The organism is Proteus sp. G2626 (assembly GCF_009915985.1).
GTDB lineage: Bacteria > Pseudomonadota > Gammaproteobacteria > Enterobacterales > Enterobacteriaceae > Proteus > Proteus vulgaris.
The window spans coordinates 53,122-72,233 of sequence record NZ_JAABNH010000025.1; the positions used below are offsets into that span (position 1 = coordinate 53,122).

A 19,112-nucleotide genomic window follows, 5' to 3' on the forward strand; every position below is an offset into this window, starting at 1 on the left:
TTAAGCATAGAGCCACTTAAATGAGTGGCTCTTTTTAGTTAATTATTAGCCAATCAATCCATGCACCAAAATAATCCCGATACAAATTGGGCCAATATAACGCCAAACCAGTAATAAACATTGACGTTTTACACCTGTGATATTTTCAGGAATTAATGCATTTGCTCTACGTGACCAACCGAAAATTAAGCACATCGCAATACCAAATAAAGGCATTAAAATGTTAGATGTCAGATAATCCAACAAATCAAAAACAGTTTTCCCTCCTAATGTCACATCGCTCATAGGGCCGAAAGATAATGAAACAGGAATTCCCATCAGCATAATGGAAGCCGTAACGACGAGTCCTGCGCGACGGCGTGTCCATTGAAAGCGCATCTGCACATAAGCCACGATATGTTCAAGTAATGAAATTGCAGAAGTTAACGCTGCCATTAATAACAAGACAAAGAAAGTGACAGCTAAAATATTACCACCGGGTAAGTTAGCGAAATAAACCGGCATGGTCATAAAGGTTAAGCCCGGGCCGGCATTGGGTTCTAAACCTGCGGCAGATAATGCAGGGAAAATCATTAATCCGGCAAGTACACACACCATACAAGATAAAATAACTACCCACATACTGGCGTTGGCGATACCTTTGTTATCTGCTAAATAAGCACTGTAAGTGATGTGAATACCTAAACCGATAGAGAGAGAGAAGAAGGCTAATCCTAATGCATCTAACACGCCTTGAGGGGTTAACTTACTGAAATCAGGGTATAAAAATAATTTTAAACCTTCAGAAGATCCAGGTAAGCTTATTCCAACAATAATTAATAAAATCATAATGATAAATAACATGGGCATCATGATTTTGACGGCTTTTTCTAACCCACGTTGCACACCGGCTAAAACGACAAAACAGGTTAATCCAGCGAAGGTCAAGTGAGCCAAAATAGGCCATAAAGGATTGCTAATAAAACGGGTAAAAATACCGGTTAATTCTGCGCTATCTGTAATGTTCAGCTGGCCTGTTGCTGCCATAACGGTATAGCCAATTGTCCATCCACCGACCACACTATAAAAGCTATAAATACACCAAGAACTGAAGACACCAATAACGCCGATGATAACCCAGTTACGTCCCATCATCTTTTTAAAGGCATTAACAGCTTCTGCATGTGTACTACTGCCTAAGATATTTTCAGCCAGTAATACGGCAAGCCCGATAATAAAACTAAATAACAAAAAGACAATTAAAAAGGCACCACCACCGTTATTGGCGGCAACATAAGAAAACTTCCAGATTGCGCCAATACCAATTGCAGAGCCTGCGGCTGCTAAGATATGGCCGATTCGTGATGTCCATTGCTGGCTCATTTTGCCTCCTGCTTTATTTGGTTATTTATGGAAGGCATTTCCAGACCATTGTTTATTGAGAAGACGTTGTCACTCATCATCCTTATGGTAAAACTCAACATCATAGAAACTCCCCTAAAAAATAATTTCACCAGTAGGGGGCATAATAAAAAAGCCACCTAACTGGTGGCTTTTGCAAAAAAATGAACGTGCTGGGCCACCTAATGAAGGAGTAGTAGGTTTAGGCCTAGGAGTCGATTATTGGTGTTCATATTCACCTTTTTGCTCTTTATTGAAATGGATATAATCGCAATACAATATGAAATATTGTTTTTAAAAATGCGTATTTCTTATTTATATCATAAATTCAAACTAAAGAAATAAATTTTGTTAGAACTTGATGTTAATTTTTATTCATAAATGTTTTTCTGATGCCAATGATAGAAATCATAATAAGTTATGGTGTTAACCTTATTTGTGTAAGGTGAGTATCGGCAAAAATGTCGAAACGATTATAAAATGTTATTTCGTTTTTATATCTTGTTGATTATATTGTTAAAAATTAATTGGCATAATTCCTGCTTAGTTGAATGTTCTTTATGACTCTTTTACTCCCTAGTTAGGGGAAAGGATATCAAATGAACAAAATCAACTCCGTCTGTCCTTATTGTGGCGCTGGCTGCAAAATTAATCTCTGTGTTGAAAATGGTCGCATCATCAAAGCGGAAGGTGCTAATGGTGTCACCAATCAAGGGGAACTTTGTTTAAAAGGGCTCTATGGTTGGGATTTTCTTAACGACAATAAACTGCTGACAGCTCGAATTCATGAACCCATGATCCGCCGACAAAAAGGGGCTGATTTTGAAATAGTGAGTTGGAATGAAGCGATTCAATTTACAGCAAAAAAATTATTGGAAATAAAAGAAAAATACGGCGCTAAATCCATCATGTGTACGGGATCTTCTCGTGGTACGGGGAATGAAACCAACTTTGTAATGCAAAAATTTGTTCGTGCCGTATTAGGTAATAATAATGTCGATTGTTGTGCCCGTGTTTGCCATGGGCCTTCTGTTGCTGGTTTACAAGAAACGTTGGGCAATGGGGCAATGAGTAACTCTATTGCCGATATTGAAGATTCAGATTGCTTATTAGTTTTTGGTTATAACTGTGCTGATTCTCATCCTATTGTGGCGCGTCGAGTTGTTAAAGCGAAACAAAAAGGTGCCAAAATCATTGTTTGTGATCCTCGTAAAATTGAAACCGCTAAAATTGCTAATCAATATTTACCCTTAAAAAACGGTACAAATATGGCGTTAGTTAATGCATTTGCGTATACGCTAATTGATGAAAATCTTTATGATAAAGATTATGTTAGTCGCTATACCGAAGGTTTCGATGAATATAAAAAACAACTCGCCGACTATAGTCCAGAAGCGGTACAAGATATTGTCGGTATTCCTGCTATTGAAATCCGTAAGGCGATGCGTACTTATGCTAATGCTAAAACAGCCACCATTATGTGGGGCATGGGGGTAACGCAATTTGGTCAAGCGGTTGATGTGGTCAAAGGTTTGTCAGGTCTTGCATTACTAACGGGTAATTTAGGTAAGCCACATGTCGGTGTTGCCCCTGTTCGTGGACAAAATAATGTTCAAGGGGCTTGTGATATGGGGGTTTTACCAAATATGTTCCCGGGATATCAATATGTGGCTGACGAAAATGTGCGTCAGAAATTTGCACAAGCCTGGAATATTCCTGTTGAACAACTCGATCCTGAAGTGGGATATCGCATTACTGAAGTACCACATTTAGCCATTGAAGGTAAAGTAAAAGCCTACTACATCATGGGTGAAGATCCGCTTCAAACAGAAGCTGATTTAGGCTTAGTGAGAAAAGGTTTTGAGGCTCTCGATTTTGTTGTAGTTCAAGATATCTTTATGACTAAAACTGCCGAGCGTGCTGATGTGATTTTACCCTCAACCAGTTGGGGTGAACATGCAGGTATTTATACTTGTGCGGATAGAGGTTTTCAGCGTTTTGAAAAAGCGATTGATGCGCGAGGTAATGTAAAACGTGACTGGGAAATTATCAGCTTATTAGCTACTGAAATGGGCTACCCGATGTCTTATGAGAATAACGAAGCGATTTGGAATGAAGTTAGAGCATTGTGCCCGCTGTTCTTTGGTGCTACTTATGAAAAATTGGCAGGTTTAGCGCATATTCAATGGCCTTGCACGGATATTGACCATCCAGGTACGCCTTATTTATATTCAGGTAATCAATTCACTACACTCTCTGGTAAAGGACAGTTATTTGCTACGCCATGGCGGGCGCCGGCTGAAGTACCCGATGCTGATTATCCAATGATTTTATCTACAGTGCGTGAGGTGGGGCATTATTCTTGTCGCTCTATGACTGGTAATTGTAAAGCATTAGCATCACTTGCAGATGAACCTGGTTATGTTCAAATTCACCCTGATATTGCTAAAGCCGCTGGGATCCGTGATCAAGAAATTGTTTGGGTTGGCTCACGTCGAGGCAAAGTGATGTCGCGTTGTCATGTGAATGAGACAATCAATAAGCAAGCGATTTATATGACTTATCAATGGTGGATTGGCGCATGTAATGAACTGACTCAAGATAATCTTGATCCAGTTTCAAAAACACCGGAAACAAAATATTGTGCAGCTAAAGTGATAAAAATTGACGATCAGAAATGGGCAGAAAGCCAAGTTGCTCAACATTATCACACGATGAGAAGTCGTTTAATTAACTTAGTGGAGCAGGCAAAAAAAGCGCCCCATTAAGCTGAGTGTTGATTAAAAATAGAAATGGAGACGATTAAGTCTCCATTTTTGTCTCATATAAATCAGGAAGGTATAACTTTTAGTTTAATTTTCTTTCTCAGCACCTTTCGGACATCACGAGCCACGACTATTAAAATGACATAGGTGATTACGACGAGGAAAAAATAACAAATTAGTTTGATTTACATCGTATTAATAAATAACTCATTTTTTAATTAACACAAGGTGAAAATGGGTATAAAGCCGATAAAAAAGCCTCTTGAAGTAAAACTCCATTAATACCTTTATTATGAAACTTTTTTACTTAAAAATAAGTAACATTATATTCTGCATAAAACCCCAAAAATAATTTATTGTGGCTGTTTTTTATTCTATTTTTAGATTTTTATTCCCAAATTTGATTTAAAGTCAGATGTAAAAAAATAAGATTAAAAAATAGACATTTTGATCATCTTCACAATTCAGAAAAGATCGATTTGAAGTTTAACTCCGAAAATAATTATATATTGGAGTGATATTTAAGGCACAAGAAAAATACCCTACTTGATGATCATAATAAGAGCTAATAAGTATGAACAGAATAAAGAAAATATCTTACTCCTGTCTTTCTGTAATGCTAGTGTCGGCAATATTCACATCTACTAGCTTTGCAGAGAAACTCCCCAATTTACCTGTAACATTTAAAAGTGGGGCTGGGGCAATCAGTAAAAATGTTATTTATGTTGGTTTAGGTACAGCGGGAAAGTCATGGTATAAGCTTGATCTCAATGGTGCGATAAAACAATGGGAAAAAATAGCAGATTTTCCTGGAACACAAAGAGACCAGGCTATTGCTCTGGAATTAAATAATAATATTTATGTTTTCGGGGGTGCAGGAAAAGAAAATGAAAATAGCGCAACAATCAGTGCGCTTACAGATGTTTATCGTTATTTACCACAAGAAAACAAATGGGAAAAGGTAAATACACGAGCGCCTTATGGATTAGTGGGACATGCGGGCGTTAATATTAATAACGAGCAGGCTATTATTCTTGGCGGTGTTAATCAACAAATATTTGATGGTTATTTTGTTGATCTAGATCGTACTAAAGCGAATGAATCTGAGAATAAAAAAGTCATCAGTGATTATTTTAATAAACCGGCAGAAGGTTATTTTTTTAACAGAAATATAATGGAGTATAATGCTGAAAATAATCAATGGCGATTATTTGGTGTTATGCCATTTAATGGAACAGCAGGTTCTGCATTAGCTTCTGATGGTCATAAAATCACCTTAATCAATGGTGAAATAAAACCAGGATTACGTACTAGTGAAGTACAAACAGCTATTTTAAAAAACAATCAATTACAATGGAATTTTATTACCCAGAAATTACCTGATCCTGCGCCTAATCAGCAACAAGATGGTTTAGCGGGAGCATTTGCAGGTTACAGCATGCACACCTTACTTGTTGCTGGTGGTGCTAACTTTCCGGGTGCTCAGGCAAACTATGCACAGCAACATTATTTTGCTCATCAAGGGTTAGAAAAGACATGGCATAAAGAAATTTATGGCTTTGTTAATAATCAATGGAAAGTCATTGGTGAATTACCTCTCCCTCTTGGTTATGGTGTCACTATTTCACATGATAATTCACTTTATTTAATTGGAGGTGAAACAAATAAAGGTGAGGCTGTTAATTCGGTTATTACTTTAACCATGAAAGATAAACAATTAATTATTGAATAATCTTTTTCTCTACACATTAAAATAATTCATTAAGATCTCCCTGATTAAACCAGGGGATCTACCTATTTAGGTAAATATTATGGCAAATAAAAAGAAAAAAATTTTATTGGCATGCTGTACTTTATTAATGTCATCTCAATTATACGCGACTACATTAGACTTTCGTCATGAATATGCAGATTCTACGAGAATTAATAAAGATAGAATTGCATTTATTCACTCTTTTTCAAATGGTGTTGGTTTTTATATTGATGCTAGCGTTAAATCGGGTGGTGTTGACGGTGAAAAAGATAAATTATTTAGTGATGTTGTTAATAATGCCATTGAAATGGGATTAAGTTATAACTATAAGCTAAATAATAATATTACATTACAGCCTGGTCTTATTTTTGAAACCGTAACAGATACTTCTATATATAAACCTTATTTAAAAGCACAATATAACTTCGATAATGGTTTATATATTGCAGGACGTTATCGTTTTGATTATGCCCGTAAAACAAAACAAGGTGTTGATGATGAAAAAACAAATCGTTTGGATGGTTTTATAGGTTATAAATATAACAAATTTAAAGTGGAATATGATTACACTCAAATGTATAGCGATGCCATAAAATACGATAATAAAAAACGTAATTACGAACATAATGTTGCTTTTTCTTATCAAATCAATAGTGCTTTCACACCTTATATTGAAGTTGGCAACATGGCTGTAAGTCCTTTCAGTGATGATCGTCAGACACGGTATCGAGTTGGATTACAATTTCATTTCTAATTTAAGTAAAACAGAATAAAAAACAAGAAGAGTGATGGAAACATCACTCTATTTTTATTTTATCTATTTATCAATTAGTTGCGTTACGTTGGTTATTGTTTGATCTTCTTCACAAATTACTGTTTTTTTGATTGAGAAATTAAACTCCGTAAAATACTATAATTTGGAGTTACATTTCAAAAGAAGAGAACAGTGGGTTCAAAAATGGCGCTAATTGAAAAGATGACAAAGGATATTCAACAAAAAGGCGGATTAATTGTGTCTTGTCAGCCTGTTGATAATAGTCCAATGGATAAGCCTGAAATTGTCGCTGCAATGGCTCAAGCCGCAGTGAATGCGGGCGCAGTCGCAGTGCGTATTGAAGGAATTGATAATTTAAGAGCAACACGTCCTCTTATTGATGTGCCGATTATTGGCATCGTAAAGCGCGACTTAACTGATAGCCCTGTGAGGATCACGCCATGGCTTAGTGATATTGATGACTTAGCTAATGCGGGCGCCGATATTATTGCATTTGATGGCACTGATCGTGTTCGTCCTGTACCTGTACAAACATTATTAGCTCATATTCATCATTTGGGAAAATTAGCGATGGCAGATTGCGCCACCTTTAATGAAGGTATGTATTGCCAAGAGTTAGGTACAGAGTTTATTGGTTCAACGATGTCAGGTTATACCGGTGGTGAGATACCAAAATTGCCTGATTTACAGCTAGTCACCGCATTGGCTGAAAAAGGATGTCGAGTGATTGCCGAAGGGCGTTATAACACACCAATGATAGCCGCAAGAGGAATGCAAGCCGGTGCTTGGGCTGTCACAGTCGGTTCTGCATTAACGCGTCTTGAGCATGTCTGTGATTGGTTTATTCAGGCATTAAAGTGGCAACAGGAGTTAGATAAATGAATACATTAGCAATTGATATTGGAGGGACAAAAATCTCGGCAGCTCTAATTAGTCGAGATAATCAATTAACACAACATACTCAGATCACTACGCCAGCAAGTGCATCACCTACGCAACTTTATGAAGCTTTAGTTGCTATTACTACACCGCTAAAAGGTTATGCAGATAGTGTTGCTGTTGCATCAACAGGGATTATTTGTAATGGCATTTTGACTGCATTGAACCCAGATAACTTGGGTGGATTAAAAGATTTTCCTTTAAAAGAGACGCTTGTAGCGCTGACGGGATTACCGTGTTGGTTACTCAATGATGCTCAAGCTGCTACATGGGCTGAATATGATTATCGTCGAGAAACTATCTCTGATATGGCATTTATTACTGTATCAACAGGGGTTGGTGGTGGCGTAATTCAACAAGGACAACTCTTTACAGGAAAGCGAGGTATTGCTGGTCATTTAGGTCACACGCTTGCTGATCCACATGGACCTGTTTGTGGTTGTGGGCGTTATGGCTGTGTTGAAGCAATGGCTTCAGGTTGAGCCATTGCTACGCAAGCGACAGAAGAACTTGCAGGGAAAGATGCAAAAGCGATTTTCGCTGCCTTTCATCAGGGAAATTCACAAGCAAAATCAATTATTGAACGTTCAGCAAACACCATTGCAAATTTGGTAACAGATATTAAAGCAACGACGGATGCCGATTGTGTCGTTCTTGGGGGAAGTGTCGGGTTGGCAAAGGGATATATCGAACTCGTTCAAGCTGCCCAGACAAAACAACCACTTGCATTACAAGTGCCGATATTATCGGCTCACTATCATCATGATGCTGGGCTCTGGGGCGCTGTCCTTTGGGCTAGAGAGCAATAAAAAAACTGTCGTAAAACTTACCTTTTTACCCTACATATGGCAGGACTAAAAAATGCAATTACATGATTTTGGTTTCATTAACTATGCTGTGCTGTTTGGTTATTTAGCAGCAATGTTACTCGTGGGTGTTTATTTCTCTAAACGCCAAAAAACAGCGGATGATTATTTCCGTGGAGGTGGTCGAGTTCCTGGTTGGGCTGCGGGGGTTTCTGTTTTTGCAACCACCTTAAGTTCCATTACTTTTATGTCGATTCCGGCAAAAGCCTATACTTCTGACTGGACTTTTATTATCGGGCAATATTTGGCTATTGCTATTTTGCCATTAGTTTTTTATTTTTATATTCCTTTCTTTAGAAAGTTAAAGATAACCTCGGCTTATGAATATTTAGAAGCACGTTTTGATGTACGCAGTCGTTTATTTGCCAGCCTTTCATTTATGTTATTCCACATCGGTCGCGTGGCCATTATTACTTATTTAACTGTACTCGCTTTGCGTCCATTTATGGGCATCGACCCCGTTGTCTTAATCGTACTGATTAGTTTGCTCTGTATTATTTATACTTGGATGGGTGGCATTGAAGGGGTTATTTGGACTGACGTTATTCAAGGGTTATTACTTTCAGGTGGTGCAGTTCTTATTTTTATTATGATCTGCTTTAAAGTTGACGGTGGAATTAGCGAAATTTTCACTGCAACATCCCAAGCCGATAAATTCTTTCCTACGACGCAATTCCGTTGGAGTTGGACAGATAGCACTATTCCTGTTTTGATGATCGGATTTTTATTCGCTAATATTCAGCAATTTACAGCAAGTCAGGATGTTGTACAGCGTTATATTGTGACGGATTCTATTGAAGAAACGAAGCGTACTCTGATCACGAATGCCAAGTTGGTTGCGATTATTCCTATCTTCTTCTTTGCAATTGGATCTGCCTTGTTTGTGTATTACAAACAAAACCCTAATTTATTACCTGAAGGCTTTAATACTGGCGGTATTCTACCTCTGTTTATTGTGACGGAAATGCCGGTCGGGATTGCTGGATTAATTATTGCTGCTATTTTTGCTGCTGCTCAGTCTAGTATTTCGAGTAGTTTAAACAGTATCTCTAGTTGTTTTAACTCTGATATTTATACACGTTTAAGCAAATCTGAACGCCGTGCCGAACAAAAAATGAAAGTCGCAAGGTTAGTCATTATTGTTGCTGGTGTCTTTAGTAGTTTAGCTGCAATTTGGTTAGTTTTATCCGATGAATCTGAAATTTGGGATGCCTTTAATAGTCTGATTGGTTTAATGGGTGGCCCAATGACAGGTTTGTTTATGCTGGGTATTTTTGTTAAACGCGCGAATGCAGGTAGTGCGGTTGTCGGGATCATCGTCAGTATTATTGCCGTATTAGCAGCGCGCTATGGCAGTGATCTTAATTTCTTCTTCTACGGCGTGATTGGCGCAATGTCTGTTGTTATTGCAGGAACAATTACAGCACCGCTTTTCGCATCAGCAAAACAGGTTTCATTAGATGACAATGAAACATCAGGAAACTAATAGGGAATAATTTATGTTATTTGGGCATATATCAGATTTGGCTATGATGCCAGAAATGAATCCCGCGTTGCGTGACGCGATGGAAAAAGCATTAGCACTTGATCCCGCTTCACTTGCTCCGGGAAGCTATAAAATTGATGGTGAAACTCTGTTTATGAATGTGATGACGTTTGACACTCAGCCTCGTGAGCAAAAGCGAGCTGAATTGCATCAACGTTATATTGATATTCAAATATTGCTGAGTGGTGAAGAAATTATTGATTTTGGTATACAGGGCTCAGCACAAGATGTGACGCCTTATAATGAAACCGATGATTATCAGCTAACAGATACGATAATAGGCCAACAAACTTTAGCACTGACACCCAATATGTTTGCTGTTTTTATGCCTAATGAACCTCATAAACCGGGCATTTCGGCTGAAAAAGGTGCAAATACACTGAAGAAAGTTGTTGTTAAGTTAGATGTTACAGAATTAGTTGACTAACAATTACTGTTTTATTAAGCGCTTTATTTCCGATGTATCAGTAAGTTGTATTCTGATGACATTGAGGAATAAAGCGTTTTTATTATTACATTATTGTATGAGCAAGGCTTTTTTTAACCTGTTGGAATTGGTACTCTTGTTGGCAGAATTTTTCCTCCGTGTATCTTCTGCAACCAAGGATAATCTCCATGACAGAACAGGCAACGACCCGATTAAAGCCGGGTAAAATACTTGATACGTTAGGTGCAATGAAAAATAGTCTAACGCGAGTATCACAGCGTATTGCAGACTATATCCTGTTCCATCCTACAGAGGTTACTCAACTTTCTATTGCCCAACTTTCACAAGCGACAAAAGCGGGTGAAGCGACGGTTGTGCGTTTTTGTCGTACATTGGGTTATAAAGGGTTTCAAGATTTTAAAATGGATTTGGCCATTGAAATGGCAACGTCAGACAGTGAAGAGTCACCGATCCTTGATGCAGAAGTAACTCATCAAGACGATATCCATACTATAGGTTTAAAACTTCAAGCAACGATTAATAATGTACTATCAGAAACATTGAATCTGCTCGATATGAAGCAAGTTCAAGGTGCTGTAAATGCTTTATTATCCGCAAACTATATTTTTATTTGTGGTGTTGGTTCTTCAGGAATTACAGCAGAAGATCTAAAAAATAAACTGATGCGAATTGGTCATCGTGTTGATGCGGTTACAAATAATCACTTTATGTATATGCAAGCCTCATTACTAAAACCCGGCGATGTTGCTATTGGCATTAGTCACTCGGGTAACTCTCCTGAAACCGTTCATGCCCTTAAATTGGCGAAAGAAGCAGGGGCGAGTACGATAGCATTGACTCATAATCTAGGCTCACAAATTATGGCGTATGCTGATCACCATTTAATTAATGGTAATCGACAAGGAAAATTGCAAGGTGACTCTATTGGTACAAAAACCGCACAGCTCTTTGTGTTAGATCTTCTTTATACGCTATTAGTGCAAGCTCAGCCTGATATGGTTAAAGAGCAAAAACTACGAACACTGAATGCGTTAAAACAGACTCATTCTGCGTAAACTTATCTCTACATTGTGTGATTTTTAGTGAAAATTGGCTAAAGATCACACTTTCATTTTTCTCTTCCTTTAATGCTCATTTCGTTATTGCGTTCTGAAGTATTGCTCCCTAATATAGAGTTAAGCTCCATAATATTAATAGAAAAGAAATTAACCTCCAAAGGAAGTTATCATGAACAAACTCTCTGGACTGATTGCCGCACCTCATACTCCTTTTGCAACAGATGGTAGCGTTAATTATCCTGTCATTGATGAGATAGCAAAACACCTAATTGCAAGTGGTGTGACAGGTGCTTATGTATTAGGCACAACAGGTGAAGGTATTCATTGCTCTGTCGAAGAACGCAAGAAAGTCGCTGAACGTTGGGTTAATGCAAGTCAGGGTAAACTTGATCTTATTGTCCACACGGGAGCATTAAGTATTGCGGATACACTCGAACTTTCTCGTCATGCTGAAACATTAGATATCAAAGCAACATCCGTTATTGGCCCTTGTTTTTTTAAACCAGGCAATGTTGATGATCTCGTTGAATATTGTCGTTTAGCGGCTGCAAGTGCGCCATCTAAAGGTTTTTACTATTATCACTCCACCATGTCAGGCTTAAGTATTGATATGGAGAAATTCTTACAAGTAGCGGGTAAAGCAATTCCAAATTTATCTGGTATGAAATTTAATTCTCCTGATATGTATGAATTCCAGCGTTGTTTACGCGTAGATGGCGGAAAATATGATGTGCCATTTGGTGTTGATGAATTTATTCCTGCGGGATTAGCCTGTGGTGCATTAAGTGCAGTTGGTAGCACATATAACTATGCTGCACCATTATACCTTGAAATTATTGAAAAATTTAAAGCAGGTGATCATGAAGGTGTTACCGCTTGCATGGATAAAGTGATTGCGATTATTCGTGTTTTAGTTGAGTACGGCGGTGTTGCTGCAGGAAAAGTGGCAATGCAACTGCATGGTATTGATGTTGGTGACCCTCGTCGCCCATTACGTCCAATGACGGCAGAGCAAAAAGCTGATGCTTTAGCGAAGTTTAAAGCAGCTAATTTTCTGTAATCGATTTAACTTTGATTGATAATTTTATAGATAGACCCATATTTCAACATCTCCCCCTTTGATGTGACAGTGGCTTTTAGAATAAAGCCACTTTTTTATTATGTCTAAAACTTGATTTTAAATGCCACTCAAACCAAAGTACTAACTATTGTCTTATTTTTAATTAAGGTGTCTTGATGGCATACGAATTTCTGACACAAGCAACACTCAAAAAATTGGCAACAGGTGAAACTTGGCAACGACAAATTAATGATGAAAGTATTATTGATGTCAGCTTAAATGCGGGGCAATTAATGATTTGTCAGCCTCAAATTGAGGAAAGCTTTACTCTCTTTAGTCAGAAACTAATGGTTTATTGTGAACAGCTTGCACTTAAATTTCCATTTATTGAATTTACTCAGCCGCAAGAATTTCATTCCACATTATTAACGATTTGTAATCAACAAAATGAGCAGTTTAAACTACAACGGCCTGTATTATTATCGTGGTGTCATGAGATTGCAAAAATCTTTAATCAAATAAAAAGTATTGGAATTTTATTTAATGACGTTGTCCTAACATCCAATGGTAGTTTGATATTAACGGGTATTTCAGAGGAATTAACACGCTTTAGGCAACAGATTTATCAGCAGATCCCAATTGAAAGTGAACTTCATAAAGATATTATTCATATTACGCTTGGGCGATTACGTGATAGTACGTCATCAGCAGATATGAAGAAGCTTTATGATGAGCTAGAGCAAAACCGATCATCATTAATACATTATGCGATTAACACCCCTATCGTTATCCGACATCCAAAATTTGTGGTGAGTAAAGGTTCACTCTCATCTGAAGTTCAAATGGGGTTAACGATGGAATTTAATCAGTTATGGCCATTGGGGTGTTATTAATCATTTAATGTAAAGATCCAGACGGATATTAAGATGCTTTAATGCATTAAATAATCAATTCATCTTTTTACGACTAAAGTGATATTCTTAACTAGTATATAATCCAGCAATTCTTTTTATCCTGATTATGTACTTGAATGATGAATGTAAAATATCGTGCTGATGTAGATGGTTTAAGGGCAGTCGCTGTTATTCTGGTTATTCTTTTCCATTTGGATAATCGTTTAATTCCTTCAGGGTTTATTGGCGTCGATATTTTCTTTGTAATTTCTGGTTTTTTGATCTCATTGATAATTAAAACGTCATTATCACAAGGCAATTTTTCATTTCGTGATTTTTATAATCGTCGATTATGGCGATTACAGCCACTTTATCTTGTTATATTAATTTCAGTACTCGTGATATCAGGGGGTTTTTATCTCCCTAGCGATTATTTAGATGTTACAAATAGCGAGAAGTATGCCTCAGCTTTTCTTTCTAATAAATATTTTGCAAGAGCGACAACCAGCTATGCCGCGCAAGATGCGCTCTTCTTACCGTTATTGCATACTTGGTCTTTAGCGATAGAGTGGCAATGGTATCTTTTTTTACCTTTTGCACTTTATTTTCTGCATAAAATCAATGTAAAAGAAAGTATTAATCATTTTTATTTTGTAGTATTAGTCACTATTATTTCGTTTGTCTTGGTATTTTATTATCAAAAAGATCAACCCAAAAATTATTACTATTTTAGTACGCGGATCTTTGAGTTTATGCTGGGAGCTTGTGTTGCCTACTTCCCAACAAAGATAAAACCTACTCGAAGAATAAATGATGTTATTAGCTTAATTGCGTTTGGTGTTATTTTTTGGATTGCATTTCAAAATGATATTATCGCCGGTTATCCAAACCTTAATACGTTGTATGTTTGTCTTGGTGCTACATTAATCATTTATACTGGACAGCATGGAAGTATTATTAAAAAAATACTTTCATTAAAGCCGATCGTGATTGTTGGGTTATTATCTTACTCATTGTATTTATGGCATTGGCCACTGTTTTCTATCGCTCGTTATATTGGTGTATTTAATACAGAACTACAAAAAGGATTGCTGTTAGCATTAACTTTATTGCTCTCAATGACTTCTTATTTTCTTATTGAAAAACCATTTAGAAGAAAGCGTTTAGCTTTTAAATATTCCATCACACTTTTGTTGATTGTTCCTATTTTATTGGCTCTAGGGTTAAATGCGTTGAATGAAAAATATCAAGGTGTTGGCGCTAGACTTGGACAAAATTATGTTAATTTAGAAGCTAAACTGAATCAGTTTGATTACCCAAATAGAACTAAATGTATGAATTTTGAGGCCTCTGATCCCGATAAAATGTGCCATATTGGTGAAGTGGGAGGCCAGAAAAAAGCCTTTTTATTCGGTGATTCTCATGCAAATCACTACTGGGGCTTTATGGATATTTTAGGTAAAGATGCCAAGATAGATGTCTATGCGCAAGCAACTTCATCGTGTATTACACTTCCTAATATTTATCTTTATGACTGGTCTAATCATAAAAATACCGTTTATCAACGTTGTTATGATCAAACAGCGAAATATTATCAACTTATTAAGAATAACCACTTTGATTATGTAATATTTGGGCAGGTTTGGAATAATTACGCGTCAAATCATGTCATTAATAAGATAGGAGATGTAAGAACTGTTGATGAGTCTCGTAAACGCGTTGAGAAAGCGATGCGTGAAGCACTTGATATTATTATTGCTACGGGAGCTAAACCTGTTTTTATTAAAGCAGTCAATTCTATGCCAAGTGGTTTTATGACCTGCTTTTATGAAAATGCAAAATTAAGAAAAGACTTTGCAGATAATAACTGTAACCCCAAAAACTATAAAGGTGGGGGAAATACATGGATGGATCAGTTATTTGCTAAATTAAAAAAAGACTATCCAACCTTAATTATCATTGATCCCAAAGATGTACAATGCGACAAAAATGTCTGTCTAACCGACATAGAAGGTGTGCCAGTTTATCGTGATGTAGGACATATTACAGACTATGCTTCAACAATATTTGGCATTATGTATCTAGAACGTTTTGGTAACCCGTTAAAATATCAAGAGTAATAACTCGATTTCTGTTAAGACAAAGCCCGATAAAATCATTTATTTATCGGGCTTTGTCTTATGATCATGATAATAGGTTTAGAAAATTGAGATTAGGGATTTAAATTTTAAAACTATTACATTTTATCCTAGCGCCACTTTTATTTGTTGTGCAATTCGTTCAATAACAGGTACCACAACACTATTCCCAGCTTGTTTATATAGATTAGCATTGCTCATATCTTTGGGTAATTTATAGTCAGCAGGGTAACCCTGAAAATTAAAGCACTCCCTTGGTGTCAGTTTTCTGATGGTGTTTGCTTTCTTTTGAACGTTGAGTAAGGGGACGTTATGGCCACCAGTCCCCATATTGGCTGTTAATGTAGGACAAAGGTTATTTTTATTGGCTCTTACATATTTTCTACGCCATTGGTAGAGCGTTTCGGCATCAACCACATCTTCAACAAGTTGGTCAAAGAAAGGGGTTTTAGCGGTATAAAAATAGCGTGGTTCTATTGTACTTTCATCTTCTAATAAATCTGAGATACGTTTAGTTAATGGTGTTTTTTCTGGAAAAACAAAGCGTTTATGGGCTTGCTCATCTTTGAAACACACAATATAAATACGCTCTCGGTTTTGTGGAATATTGCCATACTCAGAGGCGTTTAATACTTGATGAGAAACGTGATAGCCGTATTTATGAAGTGAATCTAAAATCACTTTAAAGGTGTTACCTTTATCATGGGAAACTAAGTTTTTCACATTTTCAAGAAAGATAACGGGAGGTTGTTTTTCTGCAAAGATCCGTTCTAATTCAAAGAATAAATTACCGCGGCCTTTCTCATCATCAAAGCCTTGGCGGTAACCTGCCACTGAAAATGCTTGGCATGGGAAACCACCCAACATAATATCAAAATCAGGAATTTCGTCTGTTTTTACATCTCTGATGTCTCGATGGTCAATGATAAAGTCAAAATTTTCTTTTAAGGTCGTAACCGCAAATTTATCCAGTTCATTAGCATAAACTGTATCAAAACCTGCTTTTTCAAAGCCTATATCAATACCACCAACACCCGCAAAAAATGACGCACACTTCATAAATAACATCCCAACTCGCTAAACTCGAAGGGGTATTCTACAGAACTCTTCAGCAAAAAGCAGCAACTGAGTATTGATTTGATTGTAATTCATTTAGGTTCTTATTCATTAATTAATCTTATTAGTTTGATTGTAATCACATTAAGTTACTTATTATTTATGTAAAAATAAATATCAAATATATTAATGCAGGAATTAAATATGGCTTTTAATAAACTAATCGAGGATAATTTAAACCGAAATATTCCATTAAATGCACGTCGTAATTTTAATCCAAATAAAATTTGTGATATTGAAAATATAAAAAAAGCATTATCATTTTCTTATGAAATGGTGTTTGGTAATGGGCATCATCGAAATCATAGAACGGGAGGAGAATATTCTCGTAATAAAATGGAGGTTTTTTGCAATACGTTTCAAGGAAAACTATCAGAGATTTTTTTATATGATACGTTAAAAAACAACAATGAAAAATTAGAATGTAGTGATTTAGATTTTGGCGTTTATGGGAAAAATATTTGGGATGATACAGATCTCATTGTTAACAATAAGTCTATTAGTATTAAATCGGCAGCTTATTTTTCTCAATTATTATTATTAGAAGTAGAAGATTGGACTGATAATGCTGAATATATCCCTAACTTACGACTAGAAAATAAACAATGTTATTCCTATGATTACTTTGTATTAATAAGAGTTAAACCAAATATCAAGACTGTATTTAGAAATGAAAGGAAATTTTACTCTAAAAATATGAGCTATGATGAAGTCAGCTCGATTGTTCTGAGGCAAGAGTGGTTTGCTGATTTTGCTGGTGCAATATCTAAAGAAGAATTAAAATTTCTTATTAAAAATAAGTATATAATCGAGAAGGGTATGCTTCTTCAAGGAAAAACTCAGATGGATGCAACTAATTATTATGCTTTATCATATGATATGCATTCTTTACAAGATTTTATAGGAAAATTAGTGTTGAAATATTAGCTTAAATATTTATTAAAAATGACTTTTTTAAAACACGTTAAGGTTGGTTATGGCAAAAAATATAGATTTATGGTCTTCATTTCCTCAAGATAAAAGGGATGAATATATTAAATTTTTAGAGATTTTCGGTGCATTATCGGGTCTTTTTAAAGATACAGAAGCCGGAAGTAGTGCAGATAAACCTTATCTATATTATCGAAATCATGAACAACTTTTTGCCCGAGTTTTTGATGTAGAAGACTTAACACGCAAGGATTCTGCATTTGATGCAATCGCTAAGATGGGAAAAAGACGGATTGGTATTGGTTTAAAGACGTGGATACACTCAAGAGATAAAACTTTTCAAAAAGTTGCAGAGTTTAATAAAGTTGCACCGACAGAGATTAGGCCTTTAATTGATAAAGGTATTGCGCTTGATGTTGTTAAAAAAGTGGCTTTACTTCGAAACAAACGAATTGAGCTTGATCAACGTACCTATAACACAACACATACGATATATCATAATATTACTAGAGACAGTAATGTGATGAATATTGTTGAATGTAATTATGACTTAATTGATTTAGATTCAATTAAAATTATATCTGTTAATGATAATAAAGGTGTTTTTAATTTTAAGGATAAAAATAAAAAATATAAGTTTTATGTGAGTAAAAGTGTCTTATTGCAAGAGTTTGATGCTTCTAAAGAAGCAATTGTGACTAAAATTCCTATTACTCAATATAAAGATCCTTTTGATTTATTGTCATATATACATGTAGCTAATTCATCGGTAAGTAAATTAGCTCCTCTAAAAGAAAAAATAGAAGATCCGAAACAAACGATTTATCTACCTATTTATTCAGACTCTTCAATGAAAGTAGAAGAAAAATCAGGTTTTAATGCATGGAATGCTGCACCTAAAACAAAAGGCTCAAATAAACCTCGGCCAGATTTTGAGGCTTATATTCCTATTCCTATCTGGATACATCATATTTTTCCCCATTTTTTTGGGTTTAATGCTTTAGATAAAGAAGAAAGAAATGCAGCTAAAGGATTTGAGTTGCAATTACCAGATGATCGAATAATCACAGCTATTGTGACACAAGATAATGGAAAAGGATTACAAACGAATCCTCAATCTATTTTAGGAAAATGGATATTACATGATGTCTTTGGTTTAGAAGCCAGACAATTGCTGACATTGGATATGTTAAATGAGTTAGGTGTAGATTCAGTGAAAGTGACAAAAGTGAATGATACTAAATTTAAAATTGATCTTGCTGATACCTATGCATTTGAGCAATGGAAATTAGGGCTAAAAACACAAATTGAAAATTGTGATGATATTAAGCAAAAACCAAAATTTAGAGATGATTTAATTGAAGAATAATCAGTAATATATCTAAATGTGTAGAGATACTTTAACCTCAAAAGTGGGATATTCACTTTTGAGGTGTTTTTTATGA

The 19,112-nt window shown here is 35.9% G+C and carries 14 protein-coding genes and 1 pseudogene; 13 read left to right on the top strand and 2 right to left on the bottom strand.

What is annotated here, in order from left to right:
* Window positions 1–45: 45 nt before the first annotated feature.
* Window positions 46–1,362, bottom strand: coding sequence for a sodium-dependent transporter (locus GWJ05_RS10085; RefSeq protein WP_161681395.1), 1,317 nt, complete (start codon window positions 1,360–1,362; stop codon window positions 46–48).
* Between the two features lie 617 nt (window positions 1,363–1,979).
* Between GWJ05_RS10085 and fdhF the strand changes: the two genes are divergently transcribed.
* The 11 genes and pseudogenes from fdhF to GWJ05_RS10140 all read left to right on the top strand — a co-directional run bounded on the left by fdhF (window position 1,980) and on the right by GWJ05_RS10140 (window position 15,603).
* Window positions 1,980–4,148: a formate dehydrogenase subunit alpha gene (fdhF, locus tag GWJ05_RS10090; RefSeq protein ID WP_036933625.1), complete on the top strand. Its 2,169-nt coding sequence runs from the start codon at window positions 1,980–1,982 to the stop codon at window positions 4,146–4,148.
* Window positions 4,149–4,719: 571 nt separating this feature from the next.
* Complete coding sequence (locus tag GWJ05_RS10095) at window positions 4,720–5,877, top strand: N-acetylneuraminate epimerase (RefSeq protein WP_161681396.1); 1,158 nt, start codon at window positions 4,720–4,722, stop codon at window positions 5,875–5,877.
* 79 nt (window positions 5,878–5,956) lie between these two features.
* Entirely contained in the window at window positions 5,957–6,652 is a 696-nt protein-coding gene (locus tag GWJ05_RS10100) for an oligogalacturonate-specific porin KdgM family protein (protein ID WP_036933629.1), read from the top strand.
* A gap of 204 nt (window positions 6,653–6,856) precedes the next feature.
* Window positions 6,857–7,555 (top strand): N-acetylmannosamine-6-phosphate 2-epimerase, encoded by a 699-nt coding sequence (locus GWJ05_RS10105; protein WP_036938722.1) that lies wholly within the window; start codon window positions 6,857–6,859, stop codon window positions 7,553–7,555.
* Window positions 7,552–8,421, top strand: a pseudogene (nanK, locus tag GWJ05_RS10110) (N-acetylmannosamine kinase). The gene GWJ05_RS10105 and the pseudogene nanK overlap by 4 nt, the downstream one beginning before the upstream one ends.
* Before the next feature lie 52 nt (window positions 8,422–8,473).
* Window positions 8,474–9,964 (top strand): sodium:solute symporter, encoded by a 1,491-nt coding sequence (locus tag GWJ05_RS10115; RefSeq protein ID WP_036933635.1) that lies wholly within the window; start codon window positions 8,474–8,476, stop codon window positions 9,962–9,964.
* Window positions 9,965–9,977: 13 nt separating this feature from the next.
* Window positions 9,978–10,451, top strand: a complete 474-nt coding sequence (gene nanQ, locus GWJ05_RS10120; RefSeq protein ID WP_036933636.1) for an N-acetylneuraminate anomerase — start codon at window positions 9,978–9,980, stop codon at window positions 10,449–10,451.
* A gap of 188 nt (window positions 10,452–10,639) precedes the next feature.
* Window positions 10,640–11,527 carry a MurR/RpiR family transcriptional regulator gene (locus tag GWJ05_RS10125; RefSeq protein WP_036933638.1) on the top strand — a complete coding sequence of 296 codons (888 nt, stop codon included), beginning with the start codon at window positions 10,640–10,642 and terminating at the stop codon, window positions 11,525–11,527.
* 172 nt (window positions 11,528–11,699) lie between these two features.
* Entirely contained in the window at window positions 11,700–12,590 is an 891-nt protein-coding gene (locus tag GWJ05_RS10130) for a dihydrodipicolinate synthase family protein (RefSeq protein WP_036933640.1), read from the top strand.
* A 176-nt stretch (window positions 12,591–12,766) separates the two neighbouring features.
* A complete protein-coding gene (locus tag GWJ05_RS10135; protein ID WP_036933642.1) occupies window positions 12,767–13,483 on the top strand; it encodes a hypothetical protein in 717 nt (238 codons plus the stop codon).
* A gap of 137 nt (window positions 13,484–13,620) precedes the next feature.
* Window positions 13,621–15,603: an acyltransferase family protein gene (locus GWJ05_RS10140; protein WP_224215407.1), complete on the top strand. Its 1,983-nt coding sequence runs from the start codon at window positions 13,621–13,623 to the stop codon at window positions 15,601–15,603.
* A 123-nt stretch (window positions 15,604–15,726) separates the two neighbouring features.
* On the opposite strand, the gene GWJ05_RS10145 is transcribed toward GWJ05_RS10140, so the two are convergent.
* Window positions 15,727–16,680: a DNA cytosine methyltransferase gene (locus GWJ05_RS10145; RefSeq protein ID WP_036933644.1), complete on the bottom strand. Its 954-nt coding sequence runs from the start codon at window positions 16,678–16,680 to the stop codon at window positions 15,727–15,729.
* A 201-nt stretch (window positions 16,681–16,881) separates the two neighbouring features.
* Between GWJ05_RS10145 and GWJ05_RS10150 the strand changes: the two genes are divergently transcribed.
* Both GWJ05_RS10150 and GWJ05_RS10155 read left to right on the top strand, forming a co-directional pair.
* On the top strand, window positions 16,882–17,664 hold the full coding sequence (locus GWJ05_RS10150; RefSeq protein WP_036933646.1) for a hypothetical protein: 783 nt from the start codon (window positions 16,882–16,884) through the stop codon (window positions 17,662–17,664).
* 49 nt (window positions 17,665–17,713) lie between these two features.
* A complete protein-coding gene (locus tag GWJ05_RS10155; protein ID WP_036933648.1) occupies window positions 17,714–19,036 on the top strand; it encodes a hypothetical protein in 1,323 nt (440 codons plus the stop codon).
* The last annotated feature ends 76 nt before the right edge of the window (window positions 19,037–19,112 follow it).

Bases quoted from the DNA above. Each gene is read 5' to 3' on its own strand.
- GWJ05_RS10085 (WP_161681395.1), bottom strand. From the start codon at position 1,362: ATGAGCCAGCAATGGACATCACGAATCGGCCATATCTTAGCAGCCGCA.
- fdhF (WP_036933625.1), top strand. From the start codon at position 1,980: ATGAACAAAATCAACTCCGTCTGTCCTTATTGTGGCGCTGGCTGCAAA.
- GWJ05_RS10095 (WP_161681396.1), top strand. From the start codon at position 4,720: ATGAACAGAATAAAGAAAATATCTTACTCCTGTCTTTCTGTAATGCTA.
- GWJ05_RS10100 (WP_036933629.1), top strand. From the start codon at position 5,957: ATGGCAAATAAAAAGAAAAAAATTTTATTGGCATGCTGTACTTTATTA.
- GWJ05_RS10105 (WP_036938722.1), top strand. From the start codon at position 6,857: ATGGCGCTAATTGAAAAGATGACAAAGGATATTCAACAAAAAGGCGGA.
- GWJ05_RS10115 (WP_036933635.1), top strand. From the start codon at position 8,474: ATGCAATTACATGATTTTGGTTTCATTAACTATGCTGTGCTGTTTGGT.
- nanQ (WP_036933636.1), top strand. From the start codon at position 9,978: ATGTTATTTGGGCATATATCAGATTTGGCTATGATGCCAGAAATGAAT.
- GWJ05_RS10125 (WP_036933638.1), top strand. From the start codon at position 10,640: ATGACAGAACAGGCAACGACCCGATTAAAGCCGGGTAAAATACTTGAT.
- GWJ05_RS10130 (WP_036933640.1), top strand. From the start codon at position 11,700: ATGAACAAACTCTCTGGACTGATTGCCGCACCTCATACTCCTTTTGCA.
- GWJ05_RS10135 (WP_036933642.1), top strand. From the start codon at position 12,767: ATGGCATACGAATTTCTGACACAAGCAACACTCAAAAAATTGGCAACA.
- GWJ05_RS10140 (WP_224215407.1), top strand. From the start codon at position 13,621: ATGATGAATGTAAAATATCGTGCTGATGTAGATGGTTTAAGGGCAGTC.
- GWJ05_RS10145 (WP_036933644.1), bottom strand. From the start codon at position 16,680: ATGAAGTGTGCGTCATTTTTTGCGGGTGTTGGTGGTATTGATATAGGC.
- GWJ05_RS10150 (WP_036933646.1), top strand. From the start codon at position 16,882: ATGGCTTTTAATAAACTAATCGAGGATAATTTAAACCGAAATATTCCA.
- GWJ05_RS10155 (WP_036933648.1), top strand. From the start codon at position 17,714: ATGGCAAAAAATATAGATTTATGGTCTTCATTTCCTCAAGATAAAAGG.